General features: G+C 63.2%; 20 protein-coding genes. 8 read left to right on the top strand and 12 right to left on the bottom strand.

All coding sequences use genetic code 11. The annotated features are described in order from the left end of the window. Position 1: 1 nt before the first annotated feature. Complete coding sequence (locus C8N43_RS13615; protein ID WP_245913002.1) at positions 2-1,486, bottom strand: FAD-binding oxidoreductase; 1,485 nt, start codon at positions 1,484-1,486, stop codon at positions 2-4. A gap of 164 nt (positions 1,487-1,650) precedes the next feature. On the opposite strand from C8N43_RS13615, the gene C8N43_RS13620 reads away from it, so the two are divergent. Further along, positions 1,651-3,321, top strand: a complete 1,671-nt coding sequence (locus C8N43_RS13620) for a Y-family DNA polymerase (RefSeq protein WP_107846117.1) — start codon at positions 1,651-1,653, stop codon at positions 3,319-3,321. A gap of 76 nt (positions 3,322-3,397) precedes the next feature. On the opposite strand, the gene yaaA is transcribed toward C8N43_RS13620, so the two are convergent. After that, entirely contained in the window at positions 3,398-4,192 is a 795-nt protein-coding gene (yaaA, locus tag C8N43_RS13625; protein ID WP_107846118.1) for a peroxide stress protein YaaA, read from the bottom strand. A gap of 43 nt (positions 4,193-4,235) precedes the next feature. Beyond that, on the bottom strand, positions 4,236-6,275 hold the full coding sequence (gene recQ, locus C8N43_RS13630; protein ID WP_107846119.1) for a DNA helicase RecQ: 2,040 nt from the start codon (positions 6,273-6,275) through the stop codon (positions 4,236-4,238). A 187-nt stretch (positions 6,276-6,462) separates the two neighbouring features. On the opposite strand from recQ, the gene C8N43_RS13635 reads away from it, so the two are divergent. Then, positions 6,463-7,488, top strand: a complete 1,026-nt coding sequence (locus C8N43_RS13635; RefSeq protein ID WP_107846120.1) for a TRAP transporter substrate-binding protein — start codon at positions 6,463-6,465, stop codon at positions 7,486-7,488. 60 nt (positions 7,489-7,548) lie between these two features. Here the strand turns inward: C8N43_RS13635 and rsmD are convergent, their stop codons facing one another. Then, positions 7,549-8,109 (bottom strand): 16S rRNA (guanine(966)-N(2))-methyltransferase RsmD, encoded by a 561-nt coding sequence (gene rsmD / locus C8N43_RS13640; RefSeq protein WP_107846121.1) that lies wholly within the window; start codon positions 8,107-8,109, stop codon positions 7,549-7,551. Next, on the bottom strand, positions 8,106-9,308 hold the full coding sequence (locus C8N43_RS13645; protein ID WP_107846122.1) for an NAD(P)/FAD-dependent oxidoreductase: 1,203 nt from the start codon (positions 9,306-9,308) through the stop codon (positions 8,106-8,108). The genes rsmD and C8N43_RS13645 overlap by 4 nt, the downstream gene beginning before the upstream one ends. Before the next feature lie 81 nt (positions 9,309-9,389). Here C8N43_RS13645 and C8N43_RS13650 point away from each other — a divergent pair, with 81 nt between their 5' ends. Beyond that, positions 9,390-9,878: a peroxiredoxin gene (locus tag C8N43_RS13650; protein WP_107846123.1), complete on the top strand. Its 489-nt coding sequence runs from the start codon at positions 9,390-9,392 to the stop codon at positions 9,876-9,878. 35 nt (positions 9,879-9,913) lie between these two features. On the opposite strand, the gene C8N43_RS13655 is transcribed toward C8N43_RS13650, so the two are convergent. Genes C8N43_RS13655 through C8N43_RS13680 form a run of 6 tightly spaced genes read right to left on the bottom strand, consistent with a single transcriptional unit; the run spans position 9,914 to position 15,700 of the window. Then, on the bottom strand, positions 9,914-10,195 hold the full coding sequence (locus C8N43_RS13655; RefSeq protein WP_107846124.1) for a 4a-hydroxytetrahydrobiopterin dehydratase: 282 nt from the start codon (positions 10,193-10,195) through the stop codon (positions 9,914-9,916). Beyond that, a complete protein-coding gene (locus C8N43_RS13660; protein ID WP_107846125.1) occupies positions 10,192-11,376 on the bottom strand; it encodes a GNAT family N-acetyltransferase in 1,185 nt (394 codons plus the stop codon). The genes C8N43_RS13655 and C8N43_RS13660 overlap by 4 nt, the downstream gene beginning before the upstream one ends. A gap of 53 nt (positions 11,377-11,429) precedes the next feature. Then, on the bottom strand, positions 11,430-12,188 hold the full coding sequence (locus tag C8N43_RS13665; RefSeq protein ID WP_107846126.1) for a glycerophosphodiester phosphodiesterase family protein: 759 nt from the start codon (positions 12,186-12,188) through the stop codon (positions 11,430-11,432). Next, positions 12,185-12,652: a RidA family protein gene (locus C8N43_RS13670; RefSeq protein ID WP_107846127.1), complete on the bottom strand. Its 468-nt coding sequence runs from the start codon at positions 12,650-12,652 to the stop codon at positions 12,185-12,187. Before C8N43_RS13670 ends, C8N43_RS13665 begins: the two co-directional genes overlap by 4 nt. A 13-nt stretch (positions 12,653-12,665) precedes the next feature. Beyond that, entirely contained in the window at positions 12,666-13,967 is a 1,302-nt protein-coding gene (locus C8N43_RS13675; RefSeq protein ID WP_107846128.1) for an HlyD family type I secretion periplasmic adaptor subunit, read from the bottom strand. Next, positions 13,964-15,700, bottom strand: a complete 1,737-nt coding sequence (locus tag C8N43_RS13680) for a type I secretion system permease/ATPase (protein WP_107846129.1) — start codon at positions 15,698-15,700, stop codon at positions 13,964-13,966. Before C8N43_RS13680 ends, C8N43_RS13675 begins: the two co-directional genes overlap by 4 nt. Before the next feature lie 183 nt (positions 15,701-15,883). Here C8N43_RS13680 and C8N43_RS13685 point away from each other — a divergent pair, with 183 nt between their 5' ends. Beyond that, entirely contained in the window at positions 15,884-16,633 is a 750-nt protein-coding gene (locus C8N43_RS13685) for an MlaA family lipoprotein (protein WP_107846130.1), read from the top strand. Beyond that, positions 16,623-17,222 (top strand): MlaC/ttg2D family ABC transporter substrate-binding protein, encoded by a 600-nt coding sequence (locus C8N43_RS13690; protein ID WP_107846131.1) that lies wholly within the window; start codon positions 16,623-16,625, stop codon positions 17,220-17,222. The genes C8N43_RS13685 and C8N43_RS13690 overlap by 11 nt, the downstream gene beginning before the upstream one ends. 102 nt (positions 17,223-17,324) lie before the next feature. Here the strand turns inward: C8N43_RS13690 and C8N43_RS13695 are convergent, their stop codons facing one another. Further along, entirely contained in the window at positions 17,325-19,535 is a 2,211-nt protein-coding gene (locus tag C8N43_RS13695; protein ID WP_107846132.1) for a transglycosylase domain-containing protein, read from the bottom strand. Positions 19,536-19,794: 259 nt separating this feature from the next. Between C8N43_RS13695 and C8N43_RS13700 the strand changes: the two genes are divergently transcribed. The 3 genes from C8N43_RS13700 (at position 19,795) to C8N43_RS13710 (ending at position 22,694) form a co-directional block, all read left to right on the top strand. Further along, positions 19,795-20,133 (top strand): P-II family nitrogen regulator, encoded by a 339-nt coding sequence (locus tag C8N43_RS13700; RefSeq protein WP_107846133.1) that lies wholly within the window; start codon positions 19,795-19,797, stop codon positions 20,131-20,133. Between the two features lie 34 nt (positions 20,134-20,167). Then, the gene (locus C8N43_RS13705; protein ID WP_107846134.1) at positions 20,168-21,505 is read left to right on the top strand and encodes an ammonium transporter; all 1,338 of its coding nucleotides are present in this window, start codon (positions 20,168-20,170) and stop codon (positions 21,503-21,505) included. Positions 21,506-21,674: 169 nt separating this feature from the next. Continuing rightward, positions 21,675-22,694, top strand: a complete 1,020-nt coding sequence (locus C8N43_RS13710) for an extracellular solute-binding protein (protein ID WP_107846135.1) — start codon at positions 21,675-21,677, stop codon at positions 22,692-22,694. Positions 22,695-22,737: the final 43 nt, after the last annotated feature.

Here is a 22,737-nt window from a genome sequence, read left to right on the forward strand (position 1 = left end):
ATCAGACCCTCGCCATGTATTGGTCCCACATCGCGTGGCGGAACAGATTGGATGGGTCCATCGCCCGCTTCTTGGCCACGAAGGGGCGCAGGCCGGGATAGGCCTTTTGCATCTGATCCTGACGGGCGTGCAGGCGGTAGGGCAGGTAGTAGCTGCCGCCGATGGCCAGCACCCGATCGATCAGCTCTTCGGTCATGCGCTGCATGTCGGCCTCGCCGCGGTGGGTCTTTTCCTGGCTGAACAGCATCACGCAGGCGATGCGGTCGCCCGGCGCGTAGGACAGCCAGCTTTCATTGTCGGGGGCCACGTAGCGGAGCGTGATGTTCAGGAGCTCTTGATAGCTCGACGGGATCACATCGCGGCAGGCGGCGACGAAGGCCGCGAATTGGTCGGGCGAGATGAAGTATTCGTGCAGGATGTCGGTGCGGGTGTCGTCGCGGTCATCAAGCGTGATCACCGGCTCGTTCAACAGCGTGTTGCGGGTGGTATCGCCACCGCCGATCCAAGGGCCAAGCCCGGCCTCGAACCACCAGCGGGCGCGTTTGGCGCTGTCGGCCCCAAGTTGGGCGCGGAAAACGCCCCGCGCGGCCTTCGACAGAAAGCCAGAGCCGGGGGCGGGCGGCAGGTCGGTTTGGTCGTCGGTGGGCCGGTAGGTGATCATCAGCGCGTCCTCAAAAAAGCGCGCCTTGGTGACGTCCATGCGCCCGTAGGCCATCTGCACCGCGCCACCGCCCTTGATGGCCTGAATGAAGCGCGGGCCAAACTCGACCGCGGGCAAATTCTCGAATGTGGGTTTCAGCCGGGTGTTGGCGACCATCTGGATGGTCATGTCGGTGATCACGCCAAGCAGCCCGTAGCCGCCCATCGCGGCGGTGAAGATATCGGCGTTTTCATCGCGCGAGCAGGTGATGTGGGAGCCGTCGGCCAGCATCATGCGCAGGCTTTGCACGGTCGAGCCCATGCCGGAAAAGGGTGTGGGCCAGCCATGGGCGTTGACCGAATAGGTCGAGGCCACGCCGAAATCATTGTTCGATTGCATGACGGCGGGGGAGAAGCCTTGGGCGTCGAGCTGGCGGATTACCTCGGACCAGCGGGTGCCCGCGCCACAGCGATAGGTGAGCGCGGTTGTATCGAGCTCGATCCAGCTGTGATCCATGGTGAGCGTCGTGCCACCTCGGGCCATGCTTTGCCCGCCCATGGAATGCCGCGCGGCGGAGGCGATGGCGGGGCGTCCCTGATCGCGGGCCTCTTTCAGCTCGCGGCGCAGGGCCTCGATCTGGGGGCCTTCGAATCGGTCGGTCAGGGTGATGTGCTTGGCAACGCGGGTGGGCGACAGCTCTGATGCGTCATTGAGCAATAGGGGATCATTTGTCGGGGCGTCCAGCACCCGGCCCGACGGGTCCGGCGTCGTGTAATAGCTGCGGGTCGCATAGGCCCCGGCCAGCGCCCCGGTGCCGAGCAAAAATGCACGTCTGGTGTTACTCATCACGTCTGCCTCTGCCGATCGCCCGGCGTTTGCTCGCCTTGGGTCTATTGAGATTAATCGCAGATTAGGCCGAATTTGTGATTTTGGCAAAAACTAGCCTCGACTCCGGGCGAGGGCGTTTGGTAAATCAGAACATAATAGGAACATTTAGAGCTGCCACTGTGATGTTGCCCGTCCCCCCAGCGAAGCGGCGCGTGTTGTGCCTGTGGTTTCCGCGGCTTGCGGCCGAGCGGTTCATGCGTCGCGAAGGCGTAGCTGATGACGTGCCCGTGGCGGTGTTGCGGGACATAGGCAACATGCAGGTGATTCACTCCCTGAACCCCGCCGCAGAAGCGTTCGGCCTGACCCCGGGCCAGCCGATGCGCGATGCGATGGCGATGTGCCCGGAGCTGCGCACCCGGCTTGCCAACCTGCCACGGGAGGCTGCGTTCTTGCAGGTGTTGGCGCGCTGGGCGGGCAAGTTCTCGCCCTGGGTGCGGGTCGAGGGGGAGGCGGGGCTGATCCTGGACTTGACCGGCTGTGCGCATTTGTTCGGTGGCGAAGAGGGGTTGGCGCGGCAGGTGGAAGAGGATTGCGCGGGCTTTGGCTTCACCGTTCGCCTGGGTCTGGCGGACACCGTGGGCGCAGCCTGGGCGCTGGCGCGATTTGCAGGACGCGGGGCCGGGTCGCTGCGGTCTGGCGACGCCATTGATGCGGAGGCGCGCGCGACCCGCTCGCGGGCAGCCAAGCGGCGGCATTGGGAACGCGGCGGGGCCGCCCCGAAGATGCAGCTGGCAGAAGTGGTGCAGGCGGCGATTGCGCCGCCGGGCCAGACACGCGGGGCGTTGGCCCCACTGCCGATGGCCGCCTTGCGGCTGGATCCGGACGTGGTCACGGGGCTGGCCCGCGTGGGCCTGCGCCGGGTTGAAGATGTGATGGGCATGCCGCGCGCGGCGTTGGCGCGGCGCTTTGGCATGCAGGTGGTCCGACGGCTTGATCAGGCCTTGGGACTGGAGCCGGAGCCGGTCTCGCCCGCGAAGCCTGCGGATCATTTTGCGGTGCGGCTGAGCTTTCCCGACCCGATCGGGCTGGAGGCGGATGTTCTGGCGGGCATCGACCGGCTGCTGGAGCCGCTTTGCGAGAAGCTGCGCAAAAAGGGGCGCGGCGCGCGGCGTATACGGCTGCAAGCGTTTCGCACCGATGAGACCAGTGAAATTCTGGAGGTCGGGTTGGCGCGGGCCAGCAATGATCCTGACCGGATGCGGCCCCTTCTGGCGATGAAGCTGGGGGATCTGGATGTGGGCTTTGGGCTGGATGTGCTGCGGTTAGAGGCAGTGCTGTCGGAGCCGCTGCAGGCACGCCAGCACCGCGGCCATCTGGAAGCGAGCGCCGATGTCGCGGCCCAGATGACGCAGGACACAGAGATCGACGACCTGATCGGGCGGCTTGGCGCACGGGTGGGGCTGGAGGCGATCACCCGGGTGCACCCGGCCTCGAGCCACATCCCGGAGAAGGGCGCGATCGTGCTGGCCGCCGCGTGGTCGGAGCCGTGCGAGAGCTGGCCGGAGCCGGAATTGCCGCGCCCGCTTACTTTGTTCCCACCCGAGCCGGTGACCGCCGCGGAGGTGCCGATACCGCCCGAGACCTTCAAATGGCGGGGGCGGCATCTGACGTTGGCGCAGGCGGTGGGGCCGGAGCGTATTTCCCCGGAATGGTGGCTCGATGAGCCGGAATGGCGCACGGGCGTGCGCGATTACTGGCGGGTGGATACCAAGTCAGGGGATCGGCTGTGGCTGTTCTATGCTCATGGCGCGGCAAAGACCGGCGGGTGGTTCTGCCAGGGCGATTTCGGGTGACTTGGCTCGCGGGCCCTCCGGGGGGAATATTTTTGCCAAGATGAAACCGGGGGCGCGCGTTAACCTTAATGTGCGATCAAGAGGCGGCCTTGAACTGTTCCAGCGCTTCCTCGGTGCGCAGAAACACCGGTTTTCCGGGCTCTGACATTTTCGGCTGATAGGCGTAGCCGCCCGTGTCGAATTCCGTGATCTGGTCGGGCTTGGTCAGGCGGTTCTGGATAATGAAGCGCGCCATCGCGCCGCGGGCCTTCTTGGCGTAGAAGCTGACGATTTTGGGGCCGCCGGGCTTGTCTTCGTAAAATTGCGGCGTGATCACATTGAGCTTGAGCGCGTCGAGCTTTACCGCGCCGAAATATTCCTGGCTCGCGCAATTGATCAACGTGTCAGTTTCCACCTCTGCGGCCTGCGCGTTCAGCGCGTCGGAAATCGTGTCGCCCCAGTAGTCGTAAAGCGACTTTCCGCGCTCGGTCTTCAGGCGGCTGCCCATTTCCAGACGGTAGGGCTGGATCGCGTCGAGCGGGCGCAGCAGACCATAGAGACCAGACAGGATGCGCAGGTGGGCTTGGGCGAAGTCGATCTCGTCTTGATCGAGGCTCGCGGCCTCCAGCCCGGTATAGGTGTCGCCCGCGAAAGTGAACATGGCGGGCTTCGCGTTGCTCTCGGTCGAGCGCTGCTTGAAGTCGCGGAAGCGGTCGCGGTTGAGGGTCGCGAGGTCCTCGGAGATATCCATCAGCTTGCGCAGCTCGGACACGCTGAGATCGCGTGCAACGCTGGCCAGCTCGTTCGCCTCCGTCTGGAAGTCGGGCAGGGTGCGATCCACCTCGACGGGGTCCATGTCGAGCTTCTTAGCGGGCGAGATAACGGTCAGCATGTGGGTCTCCTTTGCGGATGACTTAGGCGCGGGTGGCGCGGTCTCAAGAGGCGTGAAGCACATCGAGGAAGGCCGCGCCGAACCGCTCGGCCCGGCGGTCGCCGAGCAGTCGCGCCATGGTCGCCTCGTCGCTGGGCTTGACCTCTGCCACTTTTGCGATGAGCGAGGCGGAACAGCTGAGCGGTTTCTCGTAACCTTCCGCCCCGCGTGCCAGTTCGGCCTGCGCTTCGAGCAGCCTGTCATAAAGCGCGCCACTGTCACGGCCCGCCAGCTTGCGGCGGGTCGGGTGCAGCTCTGGCGTAGGGGCACCATTTATCACCTCGAGGAAGGCCGCGCCGAAGCTTTCGAGCTTCTTGGCGCCGACGCCGGAGATGCGGGCGAAGGCATCGAGGGTCGCGGGCCGCGTTTCGGCCATCTCGATCAGGGTCTTGTCGTTGAAAATGACGTAGGCCGGCACGCGCGCGGCCTCGGCAAAGGCGCGGCGCTTGGCTTTCAACGCCGAAAGCAGCGGGGCGTCCTCGTCGGAGACGAGCGTGCGCACGATGGGGCGGTTCGCGCCCTTCTTGATCGTGTCCCGGCGCAGTGTGATCGTGGCCTCGTCACGCAGGATCGGGCGTGCGGCCTCGGTCATGCGGAACGCGCCGTGACGAGCGGGGTCGGGCCGGATCAGATCGTGGCCCATCATCTGGCGGAAGACGGCCTGCCAGCCGCGCTTGTCGTACTCGCCGCCAATTCCGAAGGTCGGCAGTTGATCGTGCCCGCGCGCCTGCACTTTGTCGGTCATGTTGCCCAGCAGAATGTCGATCAGGTGGCCCGCGCCAAAATACTCGCCGGTGCGAAGAATGGCCGAAAGCGCCTTGCGCACGGCGGTGGTGCCATCAAACGTCTCGGGCGGCTTAGCGCAGAGGTCGCAATTGTCGCAGGTAACCTCGGTGTCGCCGAAATAGCTCAACAGCGGCTTGCGGCGGCATTCCAGTGCCTCGGCAAGACCGAGCAGCGCGTTCAGCCGCGCGTGGTCCGCGGATTTGCGGTCGTCGGGGGCGAGCCCCTCGTCGATTTGCTGGCGGCGGAAGCGGATGTCGTCGGGGCCGTACAGCGTCAGGGTGTCAGCAGGGCCGCCATCGCGCCCGGCACGACCGATTTCCTGATAGTAGCCTTCGATGCTTTTGGGCAGATCGGCATGGGCGACCCAACGGATGTCGGGTTTGTCGACCCCCATCCCGAAGGCAATTGTGGCGACCACGATCAGGCCGTCCTCGCGGGAAAAGCGCGCCTCGATTTCGCGGCGGTGATCGGGATCCATGCCCCCGTGATAGTAGGCGGCGGAGTGCCCGTCTTCAGACAGCGCGCGGGCCAGGCTTTCGGTCTTGGCGCGGGTGCCGCAATAGACGATGCCGGATTGGCCACGACGGGCTGCGGCGAAATCGAGGATCTGGCGACGCGGCTGGTTCTTGACCTCGAAGGCGAGGTTCAGGTTCGGGCGGTCGAAGCCTTGCAGGAACGTGCTGGGGGCAACGCCATCGAACAGGCGTGTGACGATTTCTTCGCGGGTCTCGGCGTCGGCGGTGGCGGTGAAGGCGGCAAGCGGTACATCGAGCGCGCGCCTCAGCTCGCCGATGCGCAGGTAATCGGGGCGGAAATCATGACCCCACTGGCTGACGCAATGTGCCTCATCCACGGCGATCAGCGTGCAGTTGGATCGTTGCAGCATATCGCGTGTGCCTTGGGAGGCGAGGCGTTCGGGAGCGATGTAGAGCAGCTTGAGCGCGCCGTCGCGCAGGGCGGCGAACACCTCGTCGGTTTCGTCTTCGGTGTTGCCGGAGGTCAGCGCCCCGGCGCTGACGCCTGCGGCCTTGAGCGCGCGCACCTGGTCGCGCATCAGGGCGATGAGGGGGGAGATGACGACCGTGAGCCCGTCCCGCGCGAGGGCTGGCAGTTGGAAGCACAGCGACTTCCCCCCGCCGGTGGGCATAATCGCCAGCGTGTTCTCGCCCGCGCAGACGGCGTCTACGATTTCGCGCTGACCCGGGCGAAAATCGTCGAATCCAAAGACGTCAGCGAGAAGCTGCTGGGGGTCGGTCATGGGGAGCTGCCTGCGTTTATAGTTTTCAAGGAATCTCCCATATTTCCTTTGTGCAAACAATCCCTCCGACCACTAGATATGGGGTTTCTTTTTGCGAATGACTTGCAAAAAGGTCATGGGTGCTTACATAGATGCTGCGACGCGGCTAAAGCGTTGCTCAACCGATCCTGCAAGAGGAGGTCTTAAGATGACCTTTCTGAAATCCACCACAGTTGCTCTTTTCACCTTGGCCAGCGCGTCCAGTGCGTTCGCGCAGGACGTCACGCTGCGGTTCCAGCACTTCGTGTCGCCGAAATCAGCGAACCCGACCTATTTCATGCAGCCTTGGGCCGACAAGATCGAAGCCGACAGCAACGGCCGGATCAAGGTTGAGCTGTATCCGTTCATGCAGCTTGGCGGCAAAGCCCCGAACCAGTTCGACTTGATCCGCGATGGTGCCGTGGATGGCGGCTGGGTGATCCCCGGCTATCAGCCGGGCCGCTTCCCGGAGGCGGAGGCGCTGGAACTGCCGTTCATGACCACCAAGGTGGGCGAGCAGGCGAGCGTTGCGGCGTGGAAGTTCACGCAGAAGCACCTGATGGACGATTTCAAGGATATCCATCTGATCGCTGCGCACATGCATGGGCCGGGGCTGGTCCACAAGAAAGGTCCGGCCATTGAGAAAGTCGAGGATTTCAAGGGCCTGAAGTTGCGCGGCCCGTCGCGCCCGGCGACCCTGCTGCTCGACAAGATGGGCGCGACGCCCGTGGGCATGCCGGTCCCGGCCTTCCCCGAAGCGCTGTCGAAAGGCGTCGTGGATGGGGGCGTGATCACGTGGGAGATGTCGCCGTCGCTGAAGCTCAACGAGCTGACGGATAGCCATACGGACGTGTCGGGCGACAAGGCGCTCTACAACCTCTACTTCATCTGGGCGATGAACAAGGATCGCTACAACAGCCTGCCCGACGATCTGAAAGCCGTGATTGATGCCAACTCCGGCGAGTTTGCCTCTGCCTGGGCGGGGCGTGCCCACGATCAGGGCGATGTCGTCGGCAAACAGGTGATGATCGACGACGGCAACCAGATCGGTGTCGTGTCCGAGGAAGAGACCGCGCGGATGATGGCATTGGGTGAAGAAGTAACCGCCGAATGGATCACGGAAATCACCAAAAAGGGCCTAGATGGGGCCGCATTGGTGGCGGATGCAAAAGCGTTCGTGGCCGAAAGTCAGTGAACGTGTAACTTGTAACGAGTGACGAGACCGTCCCTTCTGGAGACAGGAGGGGCGGTTTTTTTAGTCCGGCTCAAGGAATGTGACGTGCGTGCCGCCGTATGTCTTGTGCTCGATCAGCGAGAAGCCGTCCGGGGCGGCTTGCGGCGCCTCTTCTTCCCAGATGACGAGGGCATCGTCGGTCAGCCAGCCTTGCGCGCGTGCCTGAAGCAGCGCCTTCGCGCCCAGATTTTGGCCATAGGGCGGGTCGAGGAACACCAGATCGAATGGCTTGTAGGGGTTCGGCGGCAAGCGTGTGGCATCGGTCGACAGGATATTGGTCTGCTCCGCCGCGCGCAGCTTGCCGATGTTTTTCGACAAAAGCCGGAAGCCTGCCCGCCCGTTTTCGACAAAACACACACGGTCCGCACCGCGCGACAGCGCCTCGAGCCCAAGCGCGCCCGTGCCTGCAAACAGGTCCAGCACCCGCGCGCCGGTCAGCGGGTCGCCGTAGCGGCCGCCGGCAAGTACGTTGAACAGGCTTTCGCGGATGCGGTCGGTGGTGGGGCGCAAATGCGCAGCCTCGTCACCCTTGCCGACCGAGGTCAGCGCGACGGAGCGGTGGGTGCCCCCGATGATCCTCACTTCAAGAGCGCCTTCAGGTCGATCTCGGCGTCTTCGACGAGCTCGGGTGCGGGGCTTTTGCCCGCCTCGATCAGCCGCTTGCCGATCATGTAGTTGCGCGGATCGTTCATGGCGTCGACGGCCACCAGCCGGTCGCCGCAATAGTACCAATAGGACACCGCCTCGCCGGTCTGACGTGTGACGATGCGGCTGTAGCCGGTGTTCAGCCCGGCGATCTGCAGCTTCACGTCATACTGATCCGACCAGAACCACGGCTTCGGGTCGTAGTCCTTGCCCGCGCCAAGCATGTTTTCGGCCACCAGCTCTGCCTGGTCGATGGCGTTTTGCACGGACTCGAGGCGGATGCGCTTGCCCTGCCACGGAAAGGACGCGCAGTCGCCCGCAGCCCAGATCGACGGATCGGAGGTGCGCCCTTGGGCGTCCGTCTCGATCCCGTTGCTGATCTTCAGCCCCGCTTCGACAGCCAGAAAGTCACTGGGCGCGACGCCGACGCCGACAATCACGAAATCGACCTGCAATTCGCTCTCGTCCGTGAGACGCGCGCCAGTGACCTGCGTGTCGCCGAGGAGGTGCTTCAGGCCCACGCCTTCGACGATCTTGACCCCGTGGTCGCGATGCAGGTCGCGGAAAAAGTCCGAAGTCTCGGCGGCTGCGACCCTTTGCAGGATGCGCTCGCTCATTTCGACCAGCGTGACCTCGACGCCCATTTTGGCGGCGACCGCGGCGGCCTCCAGCCCGATATAGCCGCCACCGACGATTAGCGCGCGGCGGCCTTCGACAAATTCTGGCGCCATCTGATCCACGTCATCGAGGCTGCGAACCGCGTAGACCCCGTGCAGATCGCCGCCGCAGCCCTTGGGCAGATGGCGCGGAGTCGATCCGGTCGTCAGGGCCAGTTGGTCGTAGCTGATTACCTTGTCGCCCACCTGTACCGTCTTGGCCGACGGGTCGATCTTGCTGACCGGCTCGCCCAGCAACAGGGTAATTTTCTGGTCGGTGTAAAAGTGTTCGGGCCGCAGGTAGAGCCGTTCTTTTTGCATCTCGCCCAAGAGATATCCCTTGGAGAGCGGGGGGCGCTGATAGGGTGGCTCGCTTTCCGCGCCGATCAGGGTGATCTCGCCGTCGAACCCGCTCGCGCGCAGCTTCGCAGTGAGCGACGCTCCGGCCTGCCCGGCCCCGATCACGACGATATGGCTCATGGCCTTCCCCTTCTTTTCTGGTCTCTTGCCAGCGCTCAACCTATATGGCCTGTGAACAAGAACTCAATCAGGGATTCCGACATGGCCATTTCCACCGGCGACAAGCTGCCCGACGTTAACCTTATTCGCTTAGGAGCCGATGGCCCGGAAGAGGTTTCGACCGCGAGTCTCACGCAGGGGCGCAAGGTTATCCTGTTTGCAGTGCCGGGCGCTTACACGCCGACCTGCCATTCCGCCCATGTGCCAAGTTTCATCCGCACCAAGGAGCAGTTCGACGAAAAGGGCGTGGACGAGATTGTCTGCGTGTCGGTCAACGACCCGTTCGTGATGAAGGCCTGGGGCGAGGCCACCGGCGCGTCCGAGGCCGGGATTTCGATGCTGTCGGACGCAAGCTCTGCCCTGACGAAGGCCATCGGCATGGATTTTGATGCGCCGCCCGCAGGTCTTGTGGCGCGCTCGAAGCGCTACGCGATGTACTTGGAAGACGGCGTGGTAAAGGTCTTTCAGGCCGAAGAAAGCCCCGGCACCTGCGAAGTGTCCGGCGGCGAGGCGATGCTCGACGCGATCTAAAGGCGCCGGCCCTCTTTAGCCGGAGGGCCGTTTCGTCAGGCCATCGCGTCCATCTTCTGCGCAAGCTCCACGTCAAGCGACGACAGGCCACCCGCATCGTGGGTGGTCAATGTGACCTCGACCCGGTTGTAGACGTTCGACCATTCCGGATGGTGGTTCATCTTCTCCGCGGCCAAGGCGGCCTTCGACATGAAGCCGAAGGCGTCGATGAAGGTCTTGAACTTGTAGGTCTTGGTAATGGCGTCGCGATCATCGACGCGGTTCCAGCCAGCGTCCAAAAGCTTTTGCACATCGGCGTCGGACGGGGTCTCGCTCATGGGTCTACCTCTGGGTTTGATTTCTTGAAGGGGCCGTATTCGGTCATGATCTCGATATCCTCGTCGATCGCGGCTTTCTCGGCGTGGAGAAATTTCTGAACCGCGTCGCGGAAGCTTTCGTCGGCGATCCAATGCAGCGAGTGGGTTGCTACGGGCAGGTAGCCGCGGGCGAGTTTGTGTGCCCCTTGTGCGCCGGCCTCGACCCGCGTCAGGCCGTTGTCGATGGCCCACTCGATCGCCTGATAATAGCACAGCTCGAAATGCAGGCAGGGATGGTCTTCAAGGCACCCCCAGTAGCGCCCGTAGAGCGTCTCCCGCCCGATGAAGTTCAGCGCGCCCGCGATCAAGCGCCCGTCTTGTTCGGCGAGCACGAGGAGCATGTCGTCGCGCATCGTTGCATGCGCCTCGTCGAAGAAGGCGCGGGTCAGATATGGGGTGCCCCATTTGCGCGCACCGGTGTCTTGGTAGAATAGCCAAAAAGCGTCCCAATGCTCCGGTTGGATCTCGTCGCCCGTCAGCGCGTGGATCGTGCCCCCGAAGCTTTGCGCCGTCTTGCGTTCCTTGCGGATGTTCTTGCGCTTGCGGGCGGACAGGCTCGCGAGAAACTCGTCGAAATTCGTGTAGCCGTTCGAGGTCCAGTGAAATTGCTGGCTGATGCGGGGCATCAGGCCCATCTGCGCACCCGCCTCGGCCTCATCTTCTGTGCAGAAGGTGATATGCAGCGACGAGACCTTATTGGTTGCGGCCAGCTGTACCGCGCCCTGCACAAGCGCAGATTGGCCGATCTCTTCAAATCCTGGGCGCGTAAGAAGCCTACGACCCGTTGCCGGCGTGTGCGGCACGGCGAGCTGCAGTTTCGGGTAGTACCGCCCGCCTGCGCGCTCGTAGGCATGGGCCCAGTTGTGATCGAAGATGTATTCGCCCTGGCTGTGGTTCTTCGCATAAAGCGGTGCGGTCGCGATGAGCTTTCCCGCCTGCCGCGCCAGAAGATATTGCGGCTGCCAGCCGGTGCCGGTCCCAACGGAGCCGGAGCGTTCCAGCGCGCCGAGAAAGCGGTGAGTCGTGAACGGGTCCTTTGGCCGTCCATCCGCGGCTTCAGGGCAGGCGCAAGCATCCCACTCCGCTGCCTCGATCTGGGACAGGCTGGAGATCGCGGTGATCTCGACCTCGGTCTCGGTCATATCGTCGGTCCCATCATGCACACCCGTATCAGATGGGCTTTGCCGGGACAGGGTCAAGCGGGGGCGAAGCCCTCGAAGGTGATGTTGTGGGCGATCTTCAGCGCAGCGTCAGCTTGCGCCTGGGATTTGATCGTCCAGCACAGGATCGTGGCGCCATGATCGCGAAGCTCCGCCACGCGGGGGCGATCAAGATCGGGGGCCTCGTGCGAGATGAACGAGAACATGCCCGGATCGAAATCGGGAATGTCGCGGAGCCGGTCGCAAATTGCGTGCGAAAGCGGCGCCCAGTCCTTGTACTTGAACGCGCTGGTCACCAGCCCGGCCGCGCGATCCGGCAAAGCCTTGGCCATATACGCGGCGCTGTACGGGTTGAAGGACATCACGGCTGCCTCGCCCGCGTAGTCGCGCAATTGCTGGGCGACGGCATCTTCCAGCGGGCCGATATTTGGACCCATCGCGCCGTCTTGGTCCTTTACTTCGATGAGCACCGGGACCCGGCCGCCGATCAGTTTCAGCACGTCACCAAGATCAAGGATCTGATCGTCCGAGCCGCTGAGTGTCATCGCGCGCACGGTCTCGGCGGAGCGGGTCTGGATCGGGCCCTTTTGGCCCGTCAATCGCGCCATGTCGTAGTCGTGAAACACCATCGGCTGCCGGTCAGCGCTCAACTGCACGTCCAGCTCGATCCCATAGCCCGCCGCGATCGCGGCCTCAAACGCCGAGGGCGAGTTTTCGATGATCCCACGCGCGCGGTCATGCAGCCCGCGATGGGCGAGGGGCCGCGCGGTGAAGACGCCTGTGAGCGGGGTCATGGTTTGATCTGGAAGATGCCTTCGATTTCGACGGCGACATTGAAGGGCAACGCGCCCGCACTAACCGCGGAGCGCGCGTGTTTTCCGGCGTCGCCCAGGGCTTCGACCAGAAAGTCGGACGCGCCGTTGATCACTTTCGGCTGCTCGGTGAAATCGCCGTGGGAGTTCACGAAACCCACCAGCTTAACCACCCGGACCAGCCGATCCAGGTCGCCGCCGCAGGCCGCCTTCACTTGCGCAAGCAGGCTGATGGCGCAGGTCTGCGCCGCTGCAGCGCCCTCTTCGACGGACAAATCGGCGCCAACCTTGCCGGTGATGAAGCTGCCGTCCGGGTTCTGGCTGATCTGGCCGGAAATGTAGACGGTGTCGCCCGTGATCACGCTCGGCACGTAGTTGGCGGCGGGGGCGGGGGCGTCGGGCAGGGTCACGCCCAGCTCGGCCAGGCGTGTCTCGAAGGTGGACATGGGGCAGCTCCGTTCAGGTTTCGCGGAAGGCGCGATTGAAGTAATCCGTGAGCGGCTTGAGAAGATAGCTCATCGGCGACCGCTCGCTGGTCTGGATAAAGCCATCAACCGGCATCCCCGGCAAGAGCTCAACGCCCCCGAGCCGTGCCATTTCGCCCTCCTTCAGGGTCATTTCCACGCGGTAGAAGCTGCGCCCGGTGGTCTCGTTGCGGAACGCATCGCCCGAAATTGACGAGATCGAGCCGAACACTTCGGGCGTGGTGCGCGCGTCGAAGGTGGCAAAGCGCAAGGTCACATCCTGCCCGATGAAGACCTCGTCCACATGGATCGGCTCGATCTCGCCGGTGATCACAAGCGGACGGTCCTGCGGCACGATGAACATCAGCGCCTCGGCGGGCTGGATCACAGCACGTTCGGCGAAGACCGACAGGCCGAAGATCAGGCCGGAGACCGGCGCGGTTATGTCGAGGCGCGACAGGCGTTCCTGCAGGGAGAGACGCTGCTCGCGCAGCTCGAATTCGCGGTATTGCAAGTCACGCAGCTGCGTGATCGCGTCTTCCTCGCGCTGGGTTTGCAGGCGGATGATCTCCAGATCAATCTCGGTGATCCGCCCTTCGCTTTCTGCGGTCGAGGCGGTCAATTCGCCAACGGTGCCGCGCAGGCGCGCCTCTTCGCGGCGCAGGGCCAGAACCCTGCTCGCCTGAGCGAGGCCCTTGTCCAGCAGATCCTGCTGGGCGGTCAGCTCTTCTTCGAGCAGCGCGAGCTGGGTCTCGAGCGCCGCTTGCTGGGCGCGCACCCCGTCCACCTGATTGGCGATTTGCGCCTTACGTTTCTCCAGCTGCTCGACCGCTTGCGCGGCGGAGGAGACGCGAGTCTTGAAGAGGCGCTGCTGCCCGTCGATCAATTCCTGCAGCTGGGGGCGTGAATCTGCCGCCTTGATCAGAAGAGGATCGACGGTGATTTCATCGAGATCGTCCCGCTCGGCCTTGAGGCGTGCGGCCCGGGCGATGAGCTCGAACAGCTGGCCCTCGACGATCAGAAGCTCCGAGCGCAGGCGCGTGGCGTCGAGTTTGATCAGCAGTTGGCCGCGCTCCACCCGGTCGCCTTCGCGCACGCGCACTTCGGCTACGACGCCGCCGTCGGGGTGTTGCAAAACCTGGCGGTTCTGGTCGACCTCGATCCGGCCGGGCGCGATGATCGCGCCTGCAATGTTGGCCTGCACGGCCCAGATGCCAAACCCGCCAAGCAGGAACACGAGCGCCAGTACGCCCAAGGTAACCGGCCCGCGGGCGGGCCATTTGGAAGCGATGCTCATGTCACACCTCCGGGCTGGGGTTTGCCGGTGATTGCGCCGTGGTTTGCGACCGTGCCCTTGAGCACCTCGTCGCGCGGCCCGAAGGCGCGGCGCATGCCACCCTCTAGCACCATCAGCAATTCGCATTCGGCGATGGCGGAGGGGCGGTGCGCCATGATGATGACCGATCTGCCTTCGGATTTCATCTTGCGGATCGCCGCGTTCAGCGCGTTCGAGCCGTCATTGTCGAGGTTCGAGTTTGGCTCATCGAGCACCAGAAGTACCGGATCGCCGTACAGCGCCCGGGCGAGCCCGATGCGCTGCAGCTCGCCGCCCGAAAGCCTGCCGCGCGCGGCGGAGATCGGCGTGTCGTAGCCCTGCGGTTGTTTCAAGATAAGCTCATGGGCGTCCGCCTTCTGGGCCGCGGCGATGATATCCTGCGGATTTGCGTCCTTACGCAGGCGCGCGATATTCTGGCCAATTGTCCCGTCAAACAGGTTCACCTTCTGGGGTAGGTAGCCAATGTGGCTGCCAAGCGCGTCAGGATCGTATTGATCCAGCGCCGCGCCGCCGAGGCGAATTTTACCGCCCGCAGCGGGCCAGATCCCTGTCAGGGCCTTGGCAAGCGTCGACTTGCCCGCGCCCGATGGTCCAATCACACCCATCGCCTGCCCTGGAGGCAGGTCGAAGGAAATCATGCGTAGGGTCGCTTGCTTCTCGCCCGGCGGGATCACCGTGACCTGCTCGCCGGTAAGCCGGGCTTGTGGCCGTGGCAGGGGTGTGCGCGGTGGCATCTGGGCCACCTCGGTCAGGAGTGCTTGCAAGGACTGCCAGCCCATCGAGGCGCGTTGCACCAGCCCCCATTGCCCGATGGCAAGTTCCACCGGCGCCAGCGCGCGGCCGAGCAGGATCGAGCCCGCGATCATCGCGCCTGCGGTCAACTCGTTCTGCAGCACCAGATAAGCGCCGAGACCCAGCATGGCCGATTGCAGGAAAAGGCGCAGGGTCTTGGTCGTTGCGGTGATGGCGCCCGCGCGGTCCGACTTCAGAAGGCTTTGCTGCAAGGCATCCGCCCGCAGTTCCTGCCAGCGATCGAAACTGGCCTCGCGCATGCCAAGACCCGCGATCACTTCCGTTTCCTCCATGATCTCGTCGGACATCCGGTTGGCCTGCATGCCCTTGAGACCGGCTTCCAGCTGCGGTTGTCGGGTTGAGCGCTGGTTGATCAGCGTCAGCACGATCAGCAACGTGCCGCCCGCGACCGCCAGATATCCAAGCCACGGATGGAAGATAAAAATCGCGGCCAGAAAAAGGGGGGTCCAGGGCATATCAAAGAGCGCCAGAAGCGCGGGGGAGGACAGCAGGTTCTGCACAGCCTCAAGGTCGCGCAGACCGGTATTGCCGTCCTTTTTCTCGGGCGCGAGGTTCGATTTGCGCAGCATCGCCGAGAACACGCGCCGGTCCAATGTGTCCTGGAACCGCGCGCCGATGCGCGCCAACACGCGCCCGCGGGCGTAGTCCAGAAGGCCCATCATCGCATAGAGAAAGACGACCAGAATCGACAGCGCCAACAGTGTTTCTTCCGACCGGGAGCCCAGCACGCGGTCGTAGACCTGCAACATGTATAGCGGGCCGGTGAGCATCAACAAATTGACAAATATGCTAAATACAAAGGCCGCCGCGAAGAGCGGTCGACTTTGCTTGCGGGCGGCCAGAAGTTCTGCCCGGCCTTGGTGATTAGGGGCCTGTCTCATACTGCTCGTTTTACTCTTTTTTTGGCGCTTTGCGCCATCATAACTCATTATTGCGGCGGAAATGTGCCTTACGCACCGCTATCAGTCAAAGATTGACAGTTTGTGACTTGAACCTCTGGAGATTGGCTACATCGTCTCATATATCCCGCGTTCAACCGCGTATCGCAGTTTAGGACGAAATTGATGGCCTCGTTTGGTTTTGTAAGACACTTCCGCGTCTCGGCGCTTCTTGCAGCTGGATTTCTGGCGGCATGCACGGCTGCGCCGATTGAGCGCGGTGTGAATGACCCGATCGAGGCGCAGAACCGCCAGACGCACAGCTTCAATCGCGGCGTTGACCGGGCCTTCGTGCGGCCCGCGTCCGAAGGGTATGGCACCATCGTGCCGAGCCCGGTTCGCACGGGCGTGTCGAATTTCGCATCCAACCTTAATCTGCCCGGACAGGTGCTCAACAACCTGTTGCAGTTCCGGATCGAGGATGCGGGCCACAACACGTTCCGGTTCCTCGTGAACTCGACCTTCGGGCTTGCGGGTCTGCTGGACGTCGCAACCGAAGCGGGCCTTGAGAACCGCGCCACCGATTTCGGCGAGACATTGCACGTCTGGGGCGCGCCAGAGGGGGCGTATCTGGAATTGCCGCTGGTCGGTCCGTCGACAGAGCGTCATGCGGCCGGCCGGGTTGTGGACACGCTGATCAACCCGCTGAATTTCGCAATTGATGGGCCTGCGCGCACCGCGAGCACGGGGAGCAGCGTGGCCGCGCGGTTCGGGGATCGCTACCAATATTCGGATTTGGTCGATTCCGTCCTATATGAGAGCGAAGACGGCTACGCGCAGGCGCGGCTGCTCTATCTGCAAAACCGGCGCTTCCAGCTTTCGGGCGGGGCACAGCCGGATTACCTTGATCCGTATGAGGATGTTTATGGTGAATAAAACTACTTACTCCCGTCGTTTCGTCTTGGGTGGCCTCGCTGCCCTTGGCCTTCCGCTTCCCGCGTTTGCCCTGAGCGGCCCCGCGGCCGAGCAGTTGGTCAACAGCGCGGTAACCGACATCAACAAGATCATCGCCACCGGAAAGAGCGAAAGCGCCATGCTGCGTGATTTCCAGCGCGTGTTCGAGCGGTACGCCGACGTCAATATCATCGCGCTGACCACGCTTGGTCCCGCGCGGCGCAGCGCGTCGAACGCCGAGGTGCGGGCCTATGTGGATGCCTTCAAAGGCTACTTTACCCGCAAATACGGCAAGCGGTTCAACGAGTTCGTCGGCGGCCAGATCATTGTCGAGGGCTCGCGCCCGTCGAAAAGCAATGTCGAGGTGCGCTCCACCGCGAAGCTGCGCGGCTCCGCGCCGTTCAATGTGACGTGGCTTGTGTCGGACCGTTCCGGCAGCCCCAAGATCTTCAATATCATCATTGAAGGGGTGAACACGCTGACCTCTGAGCGCGCCGAGATCGGTGCGATGCTGGATCGCCGGCAAGGCGATATCGGGCAGCTGACTGCGGATTTGCGCCGGATCGGCTAGCGATTTCTTGATAGGTTAACGGAAAAGGGCGAGCACTGCCGGTGCCCGCCCTTTTTCATGCGCACGGTGCTGGAACAGCCTTTCGTGCTGTCGTGACGTTGGTTAATTCCCACGCAGGATGTTGCCCAGCAGGTTGCCCACGTCGCGAATAATCTGCTCGGTGATGTTTTCGAGGTTGGGTTGCTGGCGACGCTGTTGCCCGCTTGGCCGCCGCTGGGTGCTGCGGGCGACGCTGCGCTCGGGTTCGGGCGCGGTGACGCGCGGCGGGTTGACCGGGCGGATGCGCGGCAATGGGACGGCGGGAAGCCCGTCCGTGACCCGCACCATCGTCTCGCGCCAGATCTCGGCGGGCAGGCCGCCGCCGGTGACACCGGTGAGGGGCGTGTTGTCATCGTAGCCCATCCAGACGCCCACGACATATTGCGCGGTGAAGCCGATGAACCAGGCGTCCTTGGCGGCAGAGGTTGTGCCGGTTTTGCCCGCAACTTCGCGGTCCTCCAGCCGCGCGCGGCGGCCGGTGCCGTCATTGACGACACGGTACATCATGTAGGTCAGCTGCTGGGCGGCGTTCTCGGTGATGACGCGCTCGCCAAAGCCGCCCTCCTGCCCCATCAGCGCTTGCTGGTCGCCTTTTAGACGCAGTTCCCGGATGCCGTAGGGCGAGACCGCGCGACCACCGTTAAGGATACCGGCATAGGCCCCGGTCATCTCCAACAGGGTGCTTTCGGACGCGCCAAGGGCCAAGGCCGGTCCATCGGCCAGCTCGTTGTCGATGCCGAAGCGTACGGCCACGTCGCGGACGTTTTCGCGCCCCACCGCCTCGGATACTTTGACGGCCACGGTGTTGATCGATTGCGCCAAGGCATCGGTCAGGGTCATCTCGCCCTTGAAGTCGCGAGTGTAGTTTTGCGGCGTGTAGGGGCCGGAGCCGGGCACGTTGATCGTGAACTTCTCGTCCACCACAACGCTGTCATACTGGAAGCCCAGATCCATCGCCGCGGCGTAGACGAATGGTTTGAAGGCGGAACCGGTCTGACGCTTCGCCTGCACGGCGCGATTGAATGCGCCGCTGACCTTGCTTTGCCGTCCGCCGACCATGGCGCGCACGGCGCCGTCGGCGGACATGACGACGATGGCTGCTTCCGCCTTGGACCCTTCGCGGACCTTGGTCTTGAAGATATCCTCCAAAGCGCCCTCGGCCGCCTTCTGCAGGCGGTTGTCGAAGGTCGATTGGATGATCACGTCTTCGGTCGTGTCGGTGGTCAGGAAGTCGGGAGCGGTGTCCATGACCCAATCGACGAAATACCCCCCTGCGCGGGCCTGCGCGGCTTTGGACAATGTCGCGGGTGCGGCGTTGGCCGCAGCCTCGTCGGCGGAGGTGATGTAGCCCTGCTCGCGCATCAGCTTCAGCACGGTCGCCGCGCGGTCTTGGGCGCGCTGCAGGTTGTTGGTGGGCGCATACGTGGAAGGCGCTTTTAGAAGCCCCGCCATCATCGCGGCCTCTGGCACCGACACACTCGCTGCGGATTTGCCGAAATAGACCTGGCTTGCGGCCTCGAATCCGCGGGCACCGCCGCCGAGATAGGCGCGGTTCAGGTAGATCGACAGGATGTCATCCTTGGAATACTTGGCCTCCATCGCCAGTGCGTAGAGCGCCTCTTTGCCCTTGCGGGCGAGGGTGGTACGGCGGCAGTCCGCCTCGTATTCGCGCTCGGTCTTCCAGATGTCGGGGTCGTATTGCACGCCAAGACACAGAAGCTTTGCCGTCTGCTGCGTGATCGTCGAGCCGCCATTGCCCTGCCATGGCTTGCGGCCCTCGCGCATATTGATGCGCATGGCGGAGGCGACGCCGCGCGGCGAGATGCCGGCGTGCCAGTAGAAGCGCTTGTCCTCCGTTGCGACGACGGCGTTCTTAAGGGCCGGAGCGACAGAGCCTGCGCGGATCGCGCCGCCGAACGTGTCGCCGCGCCAGGCGAAGACTACATTCTCGCGGTCCAGCACGGTGACCGAGCCGCGCGTGCGCCCGTCGAGCAGGTCCTCGACCGGGGGAAGCTGCGTGTAGGTGTAGCTGACGGCGGCAGCAAGCAGGATCAGGGCCACGGCGGTAGTCCGCCACGTCAGCCGCCAGATCAGCCGCAGCGTCCAGACGAAGGGAAAGAGAATCCATCCCAGCACGCCGCGCTTCTTCGGCGCGGCCTTGCGTTTTGCGACGCGGGGTTTCGCCTTTGCCTTGGGCGTCGCCTTCGGCTTGGCCGCCTTGGCATAGCGTTTTTCGGCCACCAGGGGCGGCTTCTTGCGTCCGGAATTGTTCATCTGACCTGCGCTTGCATGGGCTGCTTATCGTTGGGGCCAATATAGGCACCTGCGAGTCGGATGCGAAGCAAAACTACGCGAGCACCGGATTCCACTTCTGCCTAATTCGTGAGCATTGATCAAAAATTGTGCAAAAAATCGAGACGTGGGCAGAGTTCAGGCCCTGAATCTAAGCGTCTGACATTGCTGAGCGCCACCCAAGAGCTTGCTTTAGCGACATACGAGCCCGCGCTCTCGGGCGAAACCTAAGGGGAAGACAGTGAAACTGATCATTGCAGCAATCAAACCGTTCAAGCTGGAGGAGGTTCGAGAGGCCCTGACCGGCATCGGCGTCCGCGGGATGATGGTCACGGAGATCAAGGGCTTCGGGTCCCAGTCCGGGCATACCGAGATCTACCGTGGCGCAGAATACGCGGTGAACTTCGTGCCGAAGGTCAAACTGGAGATCGTCGTCGCCGCCAGCATGGCCGACCAGGTCGTGGAGACGATCTCGACCACCGCGAAAACCGACAAGATCGGGGATGGCAAGATATTCGTGATGGATGTTGGCCAGGCCGTGCGCGTGCGTACCGGCGAGACGAACGAAGACGCGCTGTAAGCGCCGCCACTGTTGAAAAAGGGACTTTGGTAACATGACACGCAACACACTTATTTCCGCGACACTGACCGCAGCCTTGCTGCCGGCCGGTGCCGCCTTCGCGCAGGACACGGTCGATCCGGCCGTTCTGCAAACTGACATGGTGTTCATCCTGAACTCGTTGCTGTTCCTCGTGGGTGGCTTCCTTGTGTTCTGGATGGCCGCGGGCTTTGCGATGCTCGAGGCGGGCCTCGTGCGCTCCAAGAACGTGACGATGCAGCTGACCAAGAACATGGCGCTCTTCTCGCTCGCCGCGATCGCCTACTACCTTATCGGCTACAACCTGATGTATCCGCTGGGCGACTGGGCCGTAGACGGCGTGTTCTCCGCGCTGTTCCCGGCTGTTGCCGTGCTGGAGGTCGTGGGCGTCGATGCCGCGGGGGCGGATGACTATTCCTACGCCTCCACCGGTTCGGACTTTTTCTTCCAGCTGATGTTCTGCGCCGCGACCGCCTCGATCGTATCGGGCACAGTGGCCGAGCGCATCCGGCTGTGGCCGTTCCTGATCTTCGTGATCATCCTGACCGGTATCATCTATCCCCTGCAGGCCAGCTGGAAATGGGGCGGTGGCTTCCTGGACGAGATGGGCTTCCTGGACTTTGCAGGTTCGACCGTCGTGCACTCCGTGGGTGGCTGGGCCGCTCTGGTCGGTGCGATCATCCTTGGGCCGCGTATCGGCAAGTACAAGGACGGCAAGACCATCCCGATGCCCGGCTCCAATCTGGCGCTTGCCACTCTGGGCACGTTCATCCTGTGGATGGGCTGGTTCGGCTTCAATGGCGGCTCGCAGCTGGCCATGGGCTCCGTGGGCGATGTGGCCGACATCTCGCGCATCTTCTCCAACACCAACGCGGCGGCTGCCGGTGGTGCTGTGACCGCGCTGATCCTGACGCAGCTGCTGTACAAGAAACCTGACCTCACCATGATCCTGAACGGCGCGCTTGCCGGTCTGGTGTCGATCACCGCAGAGCCGCTGACCCCATCCCTGGGTGCAGCAACGCTGATCGGTGCTGTCGGTGGTGTGATCGTGGTCTTCGCGGTGCCGTTCCTCGATAAGCTGAAGATCGACGATGTGGTCGGCGCCATCCCGGTGCACCTCTTCGCTGGTATCTGGGGCACCATCGCGGTGGTGTTCACGAATGGCGATGCGAGCCTTGGCACGCAGCTCTACTCGATCCTGGTGGTCGGTATCTTCACGGTCGTGGCCTCCGCCATTGTGTGGTTCATCCTGAAGGCCACGCTTGGCATCCGGGTCGGTGAGGAAGAAGAGATCACCGGTCTTGATACCACAGAGCTGGGCATGGAAGCCTACCCCGAGTTCTCCAAAGGCTAACCCTCCCTCGACGCCTTTGAACCCGAAGCCCGGGCCGGAAACGGCCCGGGTTTTTTCGTTTGGAATTAGAGAGATTCCAAGTCTGACAAAAATTATCAAGAATAGCTTGCATCCGATCTCGAATCCCGTAATTGAGTAAAACAGTCAGACATTCTATGCAGGAGGTAACATGTCACCCAAGGCCACCACCGCACTCGCAACGATCGCAGTTCTGGGATCCACCATCGCCGCCTTCGCGGAAGGGGAATTGAACCTGTATTCGTCGCGCCATTATGACACCGACGAGCGGCTCTATTCGGATTTCACCGACGCCACTGGCATCACAATCAATCGGATTGAAGGCAAGGCGGACGAGCTGATCGCCCGGATGCAGGCCGAGGGCGCGAACTCGCCCGCCGACATCTTGCTGACGGTCGACACCTCCCGTCTTGAGCGCGCCAAAAATGCTGGCGTTCTGCAGGCAATCGAAAGCGATGTGCTGGAAGATAAAATTCCCGACAACCTGCAAGACAGCGATAACCAGTGGTTCGGCTTCTCGCAGCGCGCCCGGATCATTTTCTACGACAAGGCCACGGTGACCGAGCCGCCGATGGATTATGTCGCCTTGGCCGACCCGAAGTACAAGGGCATGGTCTGTCACCGCTCGTCCAGCAACGTGTATTCTCAGACGCTGTTGTCAGCGGTGATCGAAAACCACGGCGAAGATGCTGCGCGAGAGTGGGCGCAGGGCATGGTCGATAACTTCGCGCGCGCCCCGCAGGGCGGCGACACGGATCAGCTGCGCGGCATCGTCTCTGGGGAATGCGCGATCTCGGTCGCCAATACGTATTACTTCGCGCGGGCCTTGCGAACGGACGTGGACGGCGTGACCGCCGAGATTGACAAGATCGGCTGGGTCTTCCCGGCGCAGGAGGCCGAAGGTGCGCATATCAACCTGTCCGGCGGTGGCGTTGCCGCCAACGCGCCGAACCGGGAAAACGCGGTCAAGTTCCTTGAATACCTCGCCTCCGATCAGGCGCAGCAGTATTTCTCCAGCGGCAATGATGAGTTTCCCGCGGTGCCGGGTGTCGCGCTGAGCGAGAGCGTGGCAAAGCTGGGAACGTTCAAGGCCGACCCGGTCAGCCTGAGCGCCGTCGCCAAGAACGTGCCGACGGCCCAGAAAATCTTCAACGAGGTTGGCTGGAAGTAGGGTCGTCCCGGACAAACGAAAGAAAGCCCGCTGGTCGATCCAG

It is taken from the genome of Litoreibacter ponti (assembly GCF_003054285.1).
Taxonomy (GTDB): domain Bacteria; phylum Pseudomonadota; class Alphaproteobacteria; order Rhodobacterales; family Rhodobacteraceae; genus Litoreibacter; species Litoreibacter ponti.

Bases quoted from the DNA above. Each gene is read 5' to 3' on its own strand.
- C8N43_RS13615 (WP_245913002.1), bottom strand. From the start codon at position 1,486: ATGAGTAACACCAGACGTGCATTTTTGCTCGGCACCGGGGCGCTGGCC.
- C8N43_RS13620 (WP_107846117.1), top strand. From the start codon at position 1,651: ATGTTGCCCGTCCCCCCAGCGAAGCGGCGCGTGTTGTGCCTGTGGTTT.
- yaaA (WP_107846118.1), bottom strand. From the start codon at position 4,192: ATGCTGACCGTTATCTCGCCCGCTAAGAAGCTCGACATGGACCCCGTC.
- recQ (WP_107846119.1), bottom strand. From the start codon at position 6,275: ATGACCGACCCCCAGCAGCTTCTCGCTGACGTCTTTGGATTCGACGAT.
- C8N43_RS13635 (WP_107846120.1), top strand. From the start codon at position 6,463: ATGACCTTTCTGAAATCCACCACAGTTGCTCTTTTCACCTTGGCCAGC.
- C8N43_RS13645 (WP_107846122.1), bottom strand. From the start codon at position 9,308: ATGAGCCATATCGTCGTGATCGGGGCCGGGCAGGCCGGAGCGTCGCTC.
- C8N43_RS13650 (WP_107846123.1), top strand. From the start codon at position 9,390: ATGGCCATTTCCACCGGCGACAAGCTGCCCGACGTTAACCTTATTCGC.
- C8N43_RS13655 (WP_107846124.1), bottom strand. From the start codon at position 10,195: ATGAGCGAGACCCCGTCCGACGCCGATGTGCAAAAGCTTTTGGACGCT.
- C8N43_RS13660 (WP_107846125.1), bottom strand. From the start codon at position 11,376: ATGACCGAGACCGAGGTCGAGATCACCGCGATCTCCAGCCTGTCCCAG.
- C8N43_RS13665 (WP_107846126.1), bottom strand. From the start codon at position 12,188: ATGACCCCGCTCACAGGCGTCTTCACCGCGCGGCCCCTCGCCCATCGC.
- C8N43_RS13670 (WP_107846127.1), bottom strand. From the start codon at position 12,652: ATGTCCACCTTCGAGACACGCCTGGCCGAGCTGGGCGTGACCCTGCCC.
- C8N43_RS13675 (WP_107846128.1), bottom strand. From the start codon at position 13,967: ATGAGCATCGCTTCCAAATGGCCCGCCCGCGGGCCGGTTACCTTGGGC.
- C8N43_RS13680 (WP_107846129.1), bottom strand. From the start codon at position 15,700: ATGAGACAGGCCCCTAATCACCAAGGCCGGGCAGAACTTCTGGCCGCC.
- C8N43_RS13685 (WP_107846130.1), top strand. From the start codon at position 15,884: ATGGCCTCGTTTGGTTTTGTAAGACACTTCCGCGTCTCGGCGCTTCTT.
- C8N43_RS13690 (WP_107846131.1), top strand. From the start codon at position 16,623: ATGGTGAATAAAACTACTTACTCCCGTCGTTTCGTCTTGGGTGGCCTC.
- C8N43_RS13695 (WP_107846132.1), bottom strand. From the start codon at position 19,535: ATGAACAATTCCGGACGCAAGAAGCCGCCCCTGGTGGCCGAAAAACGC.
- C8N43_RS13705 (WP_107846134.1), top strand. From the start codon at position 20,168: ATGACACGCAACACACTTATTTCCGCGACACTGACCGCAGCCTTGCTG.
- C8N43_RS13710 (WP_107846135.1), top strand. From the start codon at position 21,675: ATGTCACCCAAGGCCACCACCGCACTCGCAACGATCGCAGTTCTGGGA.